This window comes from Micromonospora sp. NPDC047756 (genome assembly GCF_055587245.1).
In genome coordinates, this window is sequence record NZ_JBVJGQ010000002.1 from 412,600 (window position 1) to 426,537 (window position 13,938).

Consider the following 13,938-nt stretch of genomic DNA (forward strand, 5'->3'; position numbering starts at 1 on the left):
CCACGGCACCGTCACGGCGGACGGGCGCGGACACGAATCGACCGACCAGCGGGGAAGCAGGCGCTGCGGGCACCAGTCACCGGGGTCGGTCGGCAGGCCTCAGCCGGGGCGGGTGATCGGGGAGAGGTTTCGGCTATCGACCAGGAGCGGCACGAGATCGGCGGGCGGCCCAGCATCGACGTGCGACTGCCTCTCGAGCGGCCGGGCCAGCCCGGGCCCGGGTGTCGAGCCATTGTCGACGCAGGCGACATCCTCGTCGGCGGGCGTGACCGGTTGGCCAGGGAGCACAGCCTGCGGGGCCAGCGGTTTGGGGCGTGCGGCGAGCTGCCCCGTCGGGACCGCGGCACGCGCGGCGTCAACGGCAGACATCGGCGGTGGCGCGGCCGGCGTCGGCGGCACTGCGGCGCGTACCGGGGCCGCCGCCGGACTGACCGGCGTCGGACCGGCCGGTGGCGTCGGCGCTGGCGGTGCGGGCGCCGTCTCGGTCACCGGGACGCCGCCCGGCCCGGGTGCCGGGGGACCGGGCAGTGCGGGTCTCGTCGACGGGACGGTCACCTCGCCGAGAGCCGGTGGTAGAACGGCGTCGGCGACCCGGAGGAGTGTCATGACGACGGGCCTGATCGGCACTCTGCTCACGACGTCGACGACGTACGGCAGTGCGGCGGTGATCGGGCCCACCACCGGTGATTCGCCTGGCAAGTGCAGCGCGGGCGGCGAGGGTGCGGCGGTGGCTGGCTTCCGTGGTGGATCCGCGGCCGGCTGCGACAGCCCGACGCGGTGAGCTGGACGATGAGCCGTGCGAGCGACGGCGGCCGGCCGGAGCTTCTCGCGCTCCGCCGCCGCGCGGGGTGGGACGGGTGCGTCGCGCCTCGACGTGCCCGTCAATCCGCGAGGCTGCGTCGCGGGTGGTTTCTCCCGGGGGGCGGCGGCGTCGCCGGTGGGCCCGGCCAGTGGGGTGCGGACCTCGTCGCGCCGACTGTCGTCGGCAAGTCGAGTGTCGTCGGCAACCGGCGCCAGGTGGCTGCCCTGGTGGGGGCGCTCGGTGACCGTGAGCCGCGCGACCGACTCGACCAGAACGCCGACCGTCCGATGAGGCTCGTCACCGGACCCGCTGCGCATTCCGTCGGCGGCGGCCGGGCCCTGGAACAGGACGGCCACGACGAAACCGGCCCCGGCGGCAGCCGCGATCAGCACCAGCAGCCGGGCGAGCCTGCGCAGCCGGCTGGTCGTGAGCGGCGCGGATCGGCCCGGCGCAGACGCCGACGCGGTCTCGGTGACGGGACTTCGCACGCGGGCACGCCCCCTTCCCTGTGGATTGCTGACCCATAGTAGCGATGTGCTCACGTAGCCGCATCCGGTGGGAGTGCACAGCTTGGCGGATCCGGGCGCGCATCAGGTCCGCAGTGGAGGCCGCCTGCTGACCGTCGTCTGGACCGACGCCCGCCCAGTCGGCTTCAGGCCTGCGCTTGCTCGTGGTCGTCGCAGGGCTCGCCGGCCGCCGTCATCGCGACGGAACCTGATCTCAGAAGCTGCTGACCAGCTTCACGAACGCCTCATCGATCTTGGTGGGATCGGTGGCGTCGAAGGCCTTGCCCGACGACGCCTTGGCGATCCGGTCCAGGGTGGCGAAGTCCGACTCCCGGTCGAAGGCGATGCAGAACACCTTCACCGGCCGCTTCGGGTCGAGGGCGACCTCGGCGAGCAATCCGGCCAGGTCGTTGTCCCTGATGTACTCGTTCTTGCCGTCGGTCAGCACCACGATCGCGTTGATCCGCTGCGGGTCGTACCGGTCGAGCAGTTCTCTGTGCGCGGCCCGGATCGTCGCGTAGAGCGCGGTGCCGCCCGCGACCTGCAGTCCGGCGATCTTGCTGTTGATCCGCTTCTGATCGAACCCGCCGAGAGGGACCTCCTGCCGGTACGGGCTCTTCGGCTGCTGCTGCGTCTCCGAGGAGAACGACCAGAGCCCCACCCGGTCTTCGGTGTTGAGCAGGGCGAGGCCCTTGCCCGCCGCCGCCGAGGCCACCTGGAAACGGGTCCGTGTGCCGACCTTCGCCAGCATGGACCCCGAGGTGTCCAGGGCGATCAGGATGTTCGCCTTCTTGCGGAGCGTGCGCCAGCCGTCCAGCATCGCGCTCACCACCTGCGGGTCCGGTGGCTCGAAGTAGTTCAACCCGCCGGTGGGCTCGGCGCCGACACTGGTCAGCAACTCCGCCGAGGCGCGGCGCTCGTGGTCCCGGAAGCCGAGGCGGGTGAACCTCTGCTGCTGGGTGTCCTCGGTCAGGAACTGCTGGAAGTCGGCTGCCGCCGCGCGCTGCCGCTCGTCAGCGGAGGGCAACACCACGAACGGGTGGTCCAGGTTGAACGTGCCCTCCTTCGGGTGGATGGCGACCAGCGGGACGTTCGGCCGGCGGCCCCGCTCCTGCCCTTCCAGCCGAGGGCTCAGCGCGCCCGTGTTGTAGAGGTCCACCAACTCCTCCTGGAGGACGACGGCGCTCATGTCGTCCGTGCTGCCCGCGCCGCCGGTCAGGTCAGCCTCGGCGAGGCTGCGCAGCAGGTCCACCGAATCGTCGCTGTAGTGCGACACGTTCGCCTCGATCCGGCGGACGAACTGGGTGACCGCCGGGTTGGCCAGGTCGGACTCGGTCAGGTCACTGGCCCGTTGTACGGCCGCGTAGTAGGTGGCGATGGTTGCCGCCAACCCGGAGGTGGACAGGTTCGGGTTGTCCTTGCCGAAGGTGAAGCGACCCCACTCCGGCTTGCCGAAGTCGGCCCAGCCGTCCCGCCCGGAGAGGCCCAGGATCTCGCCCCAGCCCAGCGATCCGCGCTCGCGTACCAGTTCGGCCTTGGGTTGCGGCATCGCGATCACCAGCGGGCTGTTGGCGATCGACGGGTAGTGGTCCGGAGTCTGCAACTCCCGCCCGGCGGCTTCGTCGAGCAGCCGGAGCTGGCCGGTCCACAGGCTCGACGTCGGCAGCCAGACCTGGGGTTGCGGCAGGCCGGTATGGGTCCAGCCGGTGGCCAGCGCCTCGGTGGCCTTGCCCGAGTTCAACGCGCTGACGTGCACCTGGGCGCAGCCACCGCCCTTGATCGACCGGTCGCTGCGGTTGTATTGCTCGGCCAGGTCGACCAGCAGCGCCGCCTTCTCCGTCGAGGAGTTGACCTGGAGGATGGTGGCGCAGTCGTTGCCCGCTTCGCGCTGTCGGACGAACACGAACGCTCCGGCGATGACCACCAGCCCGGCGGTGACGGCGGCGGTGTAGGGCAACCACTGCCGCGAACGCGTAGCGGGTGGGACCATCGGGACGTCCTCCTCGGCGGGTGGCTGGTGGCAGTCAACCTATCGATCGGACGCCAGTCGGGGACCTCGACCCCGGTGCACCCGTCACCCGCGGTCGGAGCGTCCCCCGACTGCCGTCGCGACCAGCAGCCGAACCAGGTAGACCACGACGAAGGCCGCCGCCCCGGTCGCGGCGGCCGGGCCGACCGCGCTCGACGCGACGTAGCCGGCGGCGGCGCCGACCGAACCGAGGAAGAGCGCGGTGGAGATCCCCCAGGCGTCCGGGGCCTCACGACGCAGCCGCCTCATCGCGCCGTCACTTCCCGCATCAACGCCGGGCCCCGTCGACGTAAGGTGCGCCGGTCGGGTCTGCGTCGGCACCGTCGGCTGGGCCGGTCGCTGCGGCTGCGTCGCCCCCGGTTGCGGTGCCGTCGGCGTGACCTGGGGGAGCGCGTGATCCGGCGTCGGTGCGCCGGCGGTCTCGTTGCCGACCTCGAGCAGGCTCTCCCGACGTAGCGGCGCGGTGACCCTGCCGTCCTGCCGGAGCAACCGCACCAACACGCGCTCGGCAACCGGCCGGTCCGCTGGATCCTTGGCCAGGCACTCCCGGATCAGCTCGTCCAGGACGGGAGGCAACGCCGGCAGGTCAGGCGGATCGTGCAGCACCCGGTGCATCACGGCGAAGAGCGAGTCGTTGCCGAAAGGCGGCCGACCACCGGCGGCGAAGGCGATCGTGGCCGCCCAGGCGAAGACGTCGCAGGGTGGACCGATCGCGTCGTTGCGGAACCGCTCCGGCGCCATGTACGCGGTGGTCCCCATGACCCGGCTGGAGGCGGTCTCGGTGTTGCCCAACGCCCGCGCGATACCGAAGTCGATCACCCGAGGACCGTCCTCGCCCAGCACCACGTTGTCCGGCTTCAGATCGCAGTGCACCACCCCGGCACTGTGAATCGCCGCGAGCGCCGTGACGGTGCCGACCGCGAGCCGGTGCAGGGCGTTGCCGGTCACCGGACCACGCTCGCGGACGTGCCGGTGCAGCGTCAGACCCTCGATGAACTCACTGACCACGTACGGTCGCTCGCCGTCCACCTCCGCGAAGAGCACCTGCGCGGTGCAGAACGGAGCGACCCGGCGGGCGGCGGCGATCTCCTTGACGAACTGCGACCGCGCCCGTGGATCACTCAGATCGACGTTGACCATCTTGACGGCGACCCGGTCACCGGCGTCGTCCTCGCCGAGATAGACGACCCCCTGCCCGCCCGCGCCCAACCGCCCGACCAGGCGATACGGCCCGGCGGTGACCGGGTCGTGCGTCCACAGTTTCGCCAACCCTGGCACCGGCGGGCCGGCCAGCTCCGACATCGAGACTCCATCAGTGTCGCGCCCGGCCACCGGCGGCGCAGGACACGGCCATCGTGCCACGTCGGCGGCCGGCGACCGAGGACGTTCGAGCGGCGGACAGTTTCGCCCATCCGCCGGGTACCGCCCCGGTCCGACACGGGAGGAATGCGCTTGTGTTCGTCGGTCCAATCTGGAGTGTGAGCGGTGTACCGTCGCCGCATGACGGTGCTGCAGGAGTTTGTCGCCGCTCTTTCCAGCGGCCGGATCCAGGTTGTCGACCTCACCGCCCCGCTCTCGGACCAGACCCCGATCCTGGGTCTGCCCGAGCAGTTCGGCCAGACCTGGCCGTTTCAACTCAGCGAGATCAGCCGGTACGACGACAGCGGTCCGGCCTGGTACTGGAACAACTTCTCCACCGGCGAGCACACCGGCACCCACTTCGACGCCCCGGTGCACTGGGTCACCGGTCAACAGGGCGCCGACGTGTCGCAGGTTCCGGTGAGCCAGTTGATCGCCCCGGCGGTGGTGATCGACCACTCCGCCGACGCCGCCGAGAATCCCGACTTCCTGCTCGAGGTCGAGCACGTCCAGGCGTGGGAGGCGGAGCACGGTGCCCTGCCCCGGGGTGGCTGGCTGCTCTACCGCACCGGGTGGGACGCGTACGGCGACGACCCGGAGCGGTACGCCAACGCCGGGCGTACCCCGGGTATCTCCGTGGAGTGCGCCCGCTGGCTGGCCGAGGAGTCACCGATCCAGGGCGTCGGGGTGGAGACGGTCGGGACCGACGCGGGCGCCGCGCACTCGTTCGACCCGCCCTTCCCGTGCCACTCGTTCCTGCTCGGTCAGGACAAGTACGGCCTGACCCAGCTCCGCAACCTGGCGCAGTTGCCGGCGACCGGCGCGGTGGTGATCGCCGGGCCGCTGCCCATCGTCTCCGGGTCGGGCAGCCCGTGCCGGGTCCTCGCGCTGGTCGAACGGTAGGCCGGAGCACCGATGCGGGTAGCCGAGGTGGTCGGGCGGGTCCTGTACGGACACGGCGCGCGGCACGTCTTCGGGGTGGTCGGCAGTGGCAACTTCCATGTCACGAACGCGCTCGTCGCGGCCGGCGCCCGGTTCGTGGCGGCGGCCCACGAGGGCGGCGCGGCGAGCATGGCCGACGGGTACGCCCGCACCGCCGCGACGGTGGGGCTGCTCTCGGTGCACCAGGGCCCCGGCGTCACCAACGCGCTGACCGGCCTCACCGAGGCGGCGAAGAGCCGTACCCCGATGGTGGTCCTGGCCCCGGAGGCGACCGCGCCGCGGTCGAACTTCTTCATCGACCTGCCGGCACTCGCCGCCGCGGTCGGGGCCGACTTCCACCGGATACGCGCGATGCACGCGGCGGAGGACGCGGGCGCGGCGTACCGGGCCGCCGCCCGGGGCGCGACGGTGCTGCTGGGCCTCCCGTTGGATCTGCAGCAAGCCGTGACCGGACCCTGGTCCGGCCCGGTCCCCGCGACCGTGCCGACTCCGGTCGCCGCCCCGGACGTCGAGCCGTTGCTGGCCGCGCTCCGGGCCGCCCGTCGACCGGTCTTCATCGCCGGTCGGGGTGCCCGGTCGGCCCGGGAACCGCTGATCCGGCTCGCCGACGCGTCCGGCGCGTTGCTGGCGGTCTCCGCGGCGGCGAAGGGGCTGTTCGCCGGGGACCCGTGGAACCTCGACGTGGCCGGCGGCTTCGCCACCCCGCTCACGGCCGAGCTGATCGGCGGGGCGGATCTGGTGGTCGCCTGGGGCAGCACGCTGAACATGTGGACGACCCGGCACGGCGAACTGATCCCGCCCGCCGCGGTCGTCGTCCAGGTCGACCACGACCCGAGCGCGTTCGGGGTGAACCGTCCGGTCGACCTGACGGTGGCCGGCGCGGTGTCGACCGTCGCCGAGGCGCTGCTCGCTCGGCTGAGCGTCGACGCCGCCGGGCCCGTGGGCGACGGGACCGGCGGGTGGCGTACGCCGGAGCTGGCACAGCGGATCCGCGACCACGGCCGGTGGCGGACCGTCCCGTACCAGGACGAGAGTGCGCCGGCACGTCCCGGCACACCGGCGACGATCGACCCGAGGACGCTCTCGACCGCCCTGGACGACCTGCTGCCGGCCGACCGGACGGTGGTGGTCGACTCCGGCAACTTCATGGGCTACCCGTCGATGTGGCTCGACGTGCCGGACGTGGCCGGATTCTGTTTCACCCAGGCGTTCCAGTCGGTCGGGCTCGGGCTGGCCAGCGCGCTCGGCGCGGCGGTCGCCCGCCCGGACCGGCTCACCGTCGCCGCGGTCGGCGACGGTGGCTTCGTCATGTCCGCCACCGAACTGGTCACCGCCGTCCGGTTGGCGCTACCCCTGCTCGTGGTGATCTACGACGACGCGGCGTACGGGGCGGAGGTGCACCACTTCGGCCCGGACGGGCACCCGTTGCAGACGGTCACCTTCCCCGAGACCGACCTGGCCGCGATCGCCGGCGGCTACGGCTGCGACGGGCTGACCGTCCGGACCGTCGACGACCTGGAACCGGTACGCCACTGGCTCGCTGGTCCCCGTACCCGGCCGCTGGTGATCGACGCCAAGGTCAGCGCCGCGCGCGGCTCGTGGTGGTTGGAGGAGGCGTTTCGTGGCCACTGAGCCACCGTCGTACCCGCACCGACGCGGCCGCCCGGCCGGCTGCTGACACGGTGGTCACCACTCGAGTACGTTGGCCCGGTGGCGACTCTCTGGACCCTGGGATGCGACGCCGACGATCCCCAACGGATCGCTGCCTTCTGGGCGTTGGCCCTCGGCTATGTCAGGGAGCCCGGTTTCGACGAGCCCGACAACGCCTCGATCGTCGACCCGGACGGCCGGGGCCCGGCCATCGGCTTTCTCAAGGTCCCCGAGGGCAAGTCCGCCAAGAACCGCATGCACATCGACATCCGGGTGGCCGGGCCCGACCCCGGCGACATGGTCGAGCGCGCCCGGCTGATCCGGCAGCGGGTGCCCGAACTGGTTGCCGCCGGCGCGACAGTGGTCCGCGAGGAGTGCTACGGCGACGTCCTCGGGCACGTCGTCATGCTCGACCCCGAAGGTAACGAGTTCTGCGTCGCCTGACGCCGCGCTCAGGCGTTTGCGGGTGGAGCCGGAGGGTCCGGTGGCGGGTGGCAGACTCATCGGCGTGGACGACGTGGCCGCATCGACGGTGGATGGTGAGCTGGAGAGCGTCAGCCTGGTGGACCTCGCCGTCTCTCGGCTGACCCGGGAAATCCTCAGCGGCAAGAGCGATCCAGGTGAGCGCCTGGTGGAGGAGCAGTTGACCCGGCGGCTGGGGATCAGCCGGGCTCCGTTGCGGGAGGCGCTGCGGCTGCTGGCCCAGCAGGGGCTCGTCGAGCACGTGCCCCGGCGTGGTGTTCGGGTCGCCACCCTGTCGGACCGCGACGTGCGGGAGCTGTACGAGCTGCGTGACGTGCTGGAACGCTTCTCGGTACGGGCGGGGATCCCGGTCGCCAGGGAGAGTGACCTCGCCGGGCTGCGGGCGACGCTGGACCAGTTGCGGGAGGCGACCCGGGCCGGCGACCGGATGGCGGTCGCCGAGTCGCATCGGGAGTTCCACGTCGCGCTTGTGGCGCTCGCCGGTAACCGTCAGCTTTCCGCCGTGTACGGCTCGATCCTGGTGAAGCTCCAGCTCTACATGGCTATCAACCTGCGCCGGGAGGCGGAGCTGGCGCAGCCGCTGGACGGTGTCCACCGGCATGAGCGGCTGTTCGAGGCGGTCGCCGGGGGAGACCGGGAAGAGGTGCTCACCGTGCTCTCCGGGCACGGCGCCCGCTCGTATCTGGGCTAGCTCGACGTCGGCCGTGCTCCGGCGGGTCGGGGCCACGCGCCGTCATGGTGTCGTTACGTGAGGCGCGGTTTCCCGTAACAGAACAGTCGACAATCGACAGTATGCCAGAGCGAGTGGGATCCATTTCGGAGCTTCGGTCGGCGTACCGTGAGGGCAGCCTTTCCCCGACGGACCAGGCCGAACGAGTCCTGGATGGGCTCGCCGGGCACGACGACGGACCGGTCTGGATCAGCACCGTGCCGGCTGATCGCCTGCGTGAGCGCGCCGAGTCGCTGAGCCGCTGCGGCGATCCCGAGCTGCCGCTGTACGGGATCCCGTTCGCGGTGAAGGACAACATCGACGTGGCCGGCATGGTCACCACTGCCGGCTGTCCCGACTTCGGTTACGAGGCTGTCGAGGATGCGCCCGTGGTGCGGCGACTCCTCGACGCCGGCGCGATGCTTGTCGGCAAGACCAACCTCGACCAGTTCGCCACCGGTCTGACCGGCGCCCGCTCGCCCTACGGCAGTTGCCAGAGCGTGTTCGGCGGCGGCCTCATCTCCGGGGGTTCCAGCTCCGGCTCAGCGGTGGCGGTAGCCGCGGGCCAGGTCAGCTTCGCCCTGGGTACGGACACCGCCGGCTCGGGTCGGGTGCCGGCGGCGCTCAACGGGATCGTCGGCCTCAAACCCACCCGGGGGCTGCTCAGTACGGCTGGCGTGGTGCCCGCCTGCCGCTCACTGGACTGCGTGTCGGTCTTCACCCCCGACGTGGCCGGTGCCCTCGACGTGCTGCACGCCGCCCGGGCGGTCACTTCGGCCGACCCCTGGGGGCGTCCGTTCCCGGCCGAGCGGGTGGTTCCTCGCCTGCCGGGGACGCTGCGCCTCGGGGTGCCCCGGCCGGAGGACCTGGAGTTCTTCGGCGACAGCGGGCAGCAGACCCGGTTCGCGGCGGGGGTGGAGCGGCTGCACAGCTTCGTCGGGTCCCGGCGGTCGGTACCGCTCGGTGCCTTCTTCGAGGCGGGCGACCTGCTCTACCGGGGGCCCTGGGTGGCCGAGCGGCTCGTCGCCCTGGACGGCTTCCTGCGGTCGCACCCCGAGTCGGTCTTCGAGGTGACCCGTGCCGTGCTGGAGACCGGGCGTCGCTACGACGCCATCGACGCCTTCCGCGGTCAGCACCGCCTACGGGAACTGCGCGCCCAGGTCGACCAGCTCTGGCAGGACGTCGACGTGCTGGTGGTGCCCACCGTCGGCACCACCTTCACGCTCGACGAGATCGCCGAGGACCCGATCGGGCGCAACGCGATGCTCGGCCGCTACACCCAGTTCGCGAATCTGCTCGACCTGGCCGCGGTGACCGTACCCAACGGGTTCACCAGCACCGGCCGCCCGGCGAGCCTGACCCTGGTCGGCCCGGCGTTCAGCGACACCACCCTGGCCCGGCTGGCCGCCGTGGTCACCGAGGGCGGGGCGTCGACCCCGGTGGTCGAGGCGAGCCCGCCGCCGCCCCAGCGCTCGGCCGAACTGCTCGTCGCCGTGGTCGGCCGGCACCTGACCGGCGAATCCCGCAACGGTGAGCTGCTCGGGCGCGGCGCGGTCCTCGCCGGTACCGCCCACACCGCGCCGCTCTACCGGCTGTACCGGATGGACACCCCCGATGGCGAAGGGCTGCCCGGCCTGGTCCGGATCGGCCCGGACGGGGCGAACGGACACCCGATCGAGGTCGAGCTGTGGCGGCTGCCCAGCGCGGCTCTCGGCGGGTTGCTGGCCGGAGTGCCAGCACCTCTCTCGCTCGGCTGGGTTCAGCTGCACGACGGGCGTGAGGTGCTCGGTTTCCTCTGCGAAGCGTACGCGGCGGGCCCGCCGGCCGAGGACATCAGCGCCAGCGGCGGGTGGCGGGCGTACCGCCGAACCGCCGCCCGGCGCTGACCCGCCAGCACCAGCGATCACGACAGGAGGCGAGAGGATGGGCAGCATCGGGCCGGTAACGGCCAACCCCTACCCGTGGCCCTACGACGGCGTGGTGGACACCGCGCGTACCGCACTGCTCTGCATCGACTGGCAGACCGACTTCTGCGGACCGGGCGGCTACGTCGACGCGATGGGTTACGACATCGGCCTCACCCGGGCCGGCCTGCCGGCCACTGCCCGGCTGCTCGAGCACGCGCGATCGCTCGGGATGCTTGTCGTGCACACCCGGGAGGGACACGACCCGCACTTGTCCGACCTGCCGGCGAACAAGCTGTGGCGTTCGGCGCGCATCGGCGCCGAGATCGGCGCGCCCGGCCCGGCCGGCCGGATCCTGGTCCGGGGCGAGCCGGGCTGGGAAATCGTGCCGGAAGTGGCCCCGGTGGCCGGCGAAGTGATCATCGACAAGCCCGGCAAGGGTGCCTTCTACGCGACAAACCTCGACCTGGTGCTCCGCAGCAGGGGCATCACCCACCTGATCCTCACCGGCATCACCACCGACGTCTGCGTGCACACCACGATGCGCGAGGCGAACGACCGGGGGTACGAGTGCCTGATCCTCTCCGACTGCACCGGCGCCACCGACAAGGCCAACCACGACGCCGCACTGCACATGGTCACCATGCAGGGCGGCGTCTTCGGCTGCGTCACCACATCCGACGACGTCATCGCCGCCACGGCCGAGTGAGGTGCCCATGGTGACCATCGCGGCGGCGCGGCCCGGCCCGTACGCCTTCGACATCTCGACCACGGCGCTGCTCGTCATCGACATGCAGCGCGACTTTCTGGAGCCCGGCGGGTTCGGTGAGAGCCTGGGCAACGACGTCGGCCAGTTGCGCCGCACCATCGCCCCGCTCGCGGCCCTGCTGGCCGTCGCCCGCGCGGTCGGCCTGTGCGTCGTGCACACCCGCGAGGGGCACCTGCCCGACCTGTCCGACTGCCCGCCGGCCAAGCTCAGCCGCGGTGCGCCGAGCAGGCGGATCGGTGATCCCGGACCCAAGGGTCGCATCCTGGTCCGCGGCGAGTACGGCCACGACATCATCGACGAGCTGAGGCCGCTGCCCGACGAGCCGGTCATCGACAAGCCCGGCAAGGGCGCCTTCCACGCCACCGACCTGAACGCCCTGCTGGCCGAGCGGGGTGTCCGTAGCCTCCTGGTCACCGGGGTCACCACCGAGGTCTGCGTGCACACCACCGTCCGGGAAGCCAACGACCGCGGGTACGAGTGCCTCGTGCTCGCCGACTGCGTCGGGTCCTACTTCCCGGAATTCCACCGGGTCGGGCTCGACATGATCGCCGCCCAGGGCGGCATCTTCGGCTGGGTCGCCGACTCGGCGCAGGTACGCGCCGCGCTACCCACCACCCCCGTGTTGCAGCCCTCCTCCTGACCGGGAGCAGTCATGGTCTCGACCACACCCACACGTGTCGCGCTGCCGTACTGGGTCCGCGGCGACACCAACGCGTTCTTCGGATTCGGCGTCAACGTCCTGGTCAACGTGCTCACCCTGACCGGGCTCTGCCTCGCCGTGGTCAACCTCCCCGAGGGGGAGGTGTTCGGCACCATCCTGCCGGCACTGGGCATCGCCCTGGTCGCCGGGAACATCTACTACACCTACCTGGCCCGCCGGCTGGCGCGACGCGAGAACCGCACCGACGTGACGGCTCTGCCGTACGGGCCGAGCGTGCCGCACATGTTCATCGTCATCTTCGTCATCATGCTCCCCATCTACCTGCGCACCCAGGATCCTGTCCGGGCCTGGGAGGCCGGGCTGGCGTGGGCCTTCATCATCGGCGTGATCGTGCTGATCGGCGCGTTCGTCGGGCCCTACATCCGTCGGTACGCGCCGCGGGCCGCGCTGCTCGGCACCCTTGCGGGAATCTCCATCACGTTCATCTCGATGAACCCCGCCGGGCAGATGTGGCGGATGGCCTGGGTCGCCCTGCCGGTCCTCGCGCTGCTGCTGATCGGGTTGTTGACCGACGTGAAGTTGCCGTTCAACTTCCCGATCGGGCTCGCCGCGCTGTTGCTCGGTACCGCGATCGGTTGGGCCGGCGGCGCGATGTCGGTGCCGGACGTCACGGCCGCCGCCCGGGACATCGCGATCGCCGTACCCTCGTTCAAGCTGGACCTGCTCTTCGCCGGGCTGGCCGACATGGCGCCGCTGCTGGCGACGGCGATCCCCCTCGGTGTCTACAACTTCACCGAGGGAATGACGAACGTGGAGAGCGCGGCCACCGCGGGGGACAACTACAACCTGCGTAGCGTGCTGCTGGCCGATGGTGCGGGTGCGGTGATCGGGGCCGCGCTCGGCTCGCCGTTCCCACCGGCCGTCTATGTCGGTCACCCGGGTTGGAAGGCCGCTGGTGGACGCAGCGGTTACTCGATGGCGACCGGCGTGGTGATCGCGTTGCTGTGCTTCCTCGGCATGTTCGGGCTGCTCGGCGCGATCTTCCCGACGGCGGCGATCGTGCCGATTCTGCTCTACATCGGGTTGCTGATCGGGGCGCAGGCGTTCCAGGCGACCCCCAGGGCGCACGCCGCCGCAGTGGTCGCCGCGCTGATTCCGAACATCGCCGCCTGGGCGACCGGGCAGATCGACAACGCTCTGGCGGCGGCGGGCACCACCGCCGCGGCGGTCGGCGACGAAGCGCTCAACGGTGCCGGCGTGATCTACGACGGGCTTCTGGTGCTGGGCCAGGGTGCGATCCTCGCCGGCCTGGTGCTCGGCGCGGTGGTGGTCTTCATCATCGACAAGCGGTTCGTCCGGGCCGCGATCTTCGCCGGCTCCGGTGCGCTGTTGTCGTTCATCGGGCTGATCCACGGCGAACGGATCGAGTGGAACGCCAACGGCCAGGTGGCGCTCGGCTACCTCTTCGTCGCGGTGATCTGTGTGGTCTTCGCACTGGGCCGCCCCACGCCCCGCGAGCCCGGCCCGGAGGAGGTCGAGCCGGACGTGGAACCGGGTCGGGTCGGGCCGGTCACCGATCGGTCAGCGGAGGAGCAGCGGACGTCGGCCCTGAGCGGGTGAGCCGGCGGGCACGGTCGGGGGCGTCACGGTTCCCGACCGGCCCGGGAAGTTCCTGACCGAGCGGATCGAAGGGACGTACCGCATGGAGATCGACCGGACGGACGTGGCCGCCGAGGTGGCGGCGGTCTTCACCGCCTACGAACAGGCGCTGGCGGCTGGCGACGCCGACCTGATCTGCGGGTACTTCTGGGATTCCGAGAGGACCGTACGGTTCGGCCTCGCCGACCACCAGTACGGGCTCGACGAGCAGCGCAAGTGGCGCGCGGCGCAGCCACCGTTGCCGGCCGGTCGCCGGCTGGTCGACCCGATTATCACCACGTTCGGCCCGGACCTGGCGGTCGTGACCACGCGGTTCGGGTACGACGGCACGGCCACCACCGGGCGGCAGACCCAGACCTGGGTACGCCTGCCCGTCGGCTGGCGGATCGTCACCGCGCACGTCTCCGTCTCGGCTGCGGCCACCGACTGACGCCGTACGCGCCGCCCGGGTCCTGCTCCGGGCGG

General features: G+C 71.7%; 12 protein-coding genes. 9 read left to right on the forward strand and 3 right to left on the reverse strand.

All coding sequences use genetic code 11. From position 1 onward, the window contains the following. Nucleotides 1–99: 99 nt before the first annotated feature. The 3 genes from ACZ6NZ_RS06965 to ACZ6NZ_RS06975 all read right to left on the reverse strand — a co-directional run bounded on the left by ACZ6NZ_RS06965 (nt 100) and on the right by ACZ6NZ_RS06975 (nt 4,639). The gene (locus ACZ6NZ_RS06965; RefSeq protein ID WP_465856526.1) at nt 100–1,290 is read right to left on the reverse strand and encodes a hypothetical protein; all 1,191 of its coding nucleotides are present in this window, start codon (nt 1,288–1,290) and stop codon (nt 100–102) included. A gap of 232 nt (nt 1,291–1,522) precedes the next feature. Further along, nucleotides 1,523–3,298, reverse strand: coding sequence for a substrate-binding and vWA domain-containing protein (locus ACZ6NZ_RS06970; RefSeq protein ID WP_465856528.1), 1,776 nt, complete (start codon nt 3,296–3,298; stop codon nt 1,523–1,525). 84 nt (nt 3,299–3,382) lie between these two features. Then, a complete protein-coding gene (locus ACZ6NZ_RS06975) occupies nt 3,383–4,639 on the reverse strand; it encodes a serine/threonine-protein kinase (RefSeq protein ID WP_465856530.1) in 1,257 nt (418 codons plus the stop codon). 198 nt (nt 4,640–4,837) lie between these two features. On the opposite strand from ACZ6NZ_RS06975, the gene ACZ6NZ_RS06980 reads away from it, so the two are divergent. The 9 genes from ACZ6NZ_RS06980 to ACZ6NZ_RS07020 all read left to right on the forward strand — a co-directional run bounded on the left by ACZ6NZ_RS06980 (nt 4,838) and on the right by ACZ6NZ_RS07020 (nt 13,903). Then, a complete protein-coding gene (locus ACZ6NZ_RS06980) occupies nt 4,838–5,599 on the forward strand; it encodes a cyclase family protein (RefSeq protein ID WP_465856532.1) in 762 nt (253 codons plus the stop codon). A 12-nt stretch (nt 5,600–5,611) separates the two neighbouring features. After that, nucleotides 5,612–7,270, forward strand: a complete 1,659-nt coding sequence (locus tag ACZ6NZ_RS06985; protein ID WP_465856534.1) for a thiamine pyrophosphate-binding protein — start codon at nt 5,612–5,614, stop codon at nt 7,268–7,270. 78 nt (nt 7,271–7,348) lie between these two features. Next, nucleotides 7,349–7,732, forward strand: a complete 384-nt coding sequence (locus ACZ6NZ_RS06990) for a VOC family protein (protein ID WP_465856536.1) — start codon at nt 7,349–7,351, stop codon at nt 7,730–7,732. A 64-nt stretch (nt 7,733–7,796) separates the two neighbouring features. After that, nucleotides 7,797–8,462: a GntR family transcriptional regulator gene (locus ACZ6NZ_RS06995; RefSeq protein WP_465856538.1), complete on the forward strand. Its 666-nt coding sequence runs from the start codon at nt 7,797–7,799 to the stop codon at nt 8,460–8,462. A 113-nt stretch (nt 8,463–8,575) separates the two neighbouring features. Next, nucleotides 8,576–10,366, forward strand: coding sequence for an allophanate hydrolase (gene atzF, locus ACZ6NZ_RS07000; protein ID WP_465856540.1), 1,791 nt, complete (start codon nt 8,576–8,578; stop codon nt 10,364–10,366). A gap of 37 nt (nt 10,367–10,403) precedes the next feature. Further along, complete coding sequence (gene biuH, locus ACZ6NZ_RS07005) at nt 10,404–11,093, forward strand: biuret amidohydrolase (RefSeq protein WP_465856542.1); 690 nt, start codon at nt 10,404–10,406, stop codon at nt 11,091–11,093. A 7-nt stretch (nt 11,094–11,100) separates the two neighbouring features. Next, nucleotides 11,101–11,793 carry a cysteine hydrolase family protein gene (locus ACZ6NZ_RS07010; RefSeq protein ID WP_465856544.1) on the forward strand — a complete coding sequence of 231 codons (693 nt, stop codon included), beginning with the start codon at nt 11,101–11,103 and terminating at the stop codon, nt 11,791–11,793. Nucleotides 11,794–11,805: 12 nt separating this feature from the next. Beyond that, on the forward strand, nt 11,806–13,434 hold the full coding sequence (locus ACZ6NZ_RS07015) for a regulator (protein WP_465856546.1): 1,629 nt from the start codon (nt 11,806–11,808) through the stop codon (nt 13,432–13,434). Between the two features lie 82 nt (nt 13,435–13,516). Further along, nucleotides 13,517–13,903: an AtzH-like domain-containing protein gene (locus ACZ6NZ_RS07020; RefSeq protein ID WP_465856547.1), complete on the forward strand. Its 387-nt coding sequence runs from the start codon at nt 13,517–13,519 to the stop codon at nt 13,901–13,903. The last annotated feature ends 35 nt before the right edge of the window (nt 13,904–13,938 follow it).

Bases quoted from the DNA above. Each gene is read 5' to 3' on its own strand.
- ACZ6NZ_RS06980 (WP_465856532.1), top strand. From the start codon at position 4,838: ATGACGGTGCTGCAGGAGTTTGTCGCCGCTCTTTCCAGCGGCCGGATC.
- biuH (WP_465856542.1), top strand. From the start codon at position 10,404: ATGGGCAGCATCGGGCCGGTAACGGCCAACCCCTACCCGTGGCCCTAC.
- ACZ6NZ_RS07015 (WP_465856546.1), top strand. From the start codon at position 11,806: ATGGTCTCGACCACACCCACACGTGTCGCGCTGCCGTACTGGGTCCGC.
- ACZ6NZ_RS07020 (WP_465856547.1), top strand. From the start codon at position 13,517: ATGGAGATCGACCGGACGGACGTGGCCGCCGAGGTGGCGGCGGTCTTC.
- ACZ6NZ_RS07010 (WP_465856544.1), top strand. From the start codon at position 11,101: ATGGTGACCATCGCGGCGGCGCGGCCCGGCCCGTACGCCTTCGACATC.
- ACZ6NZ_RS06975 (WP_465856530.1), bottom strand. From the start codon at position 4,639: ATGTCGGAGCTGGCCGGCCCGCCGGTGCCAGGGTTGGCGAAACTGTGG.
- ACZ6NZ_RS06970 (WP_465856528.1), bottom strand. From the start codon at position 3,298: ATGGTCCCACCCGCTACGCGTTCGCGGCAGTGGTTGCCCTACACCGCC.
- ACZ6NZ_RS06985 (WP_465856534.1), top strand. From the start codon at position 5,612: ATGCGGGTAGCCGAGGTGGTCGGGCGGGTCCTGTACGGACACGGCGCG.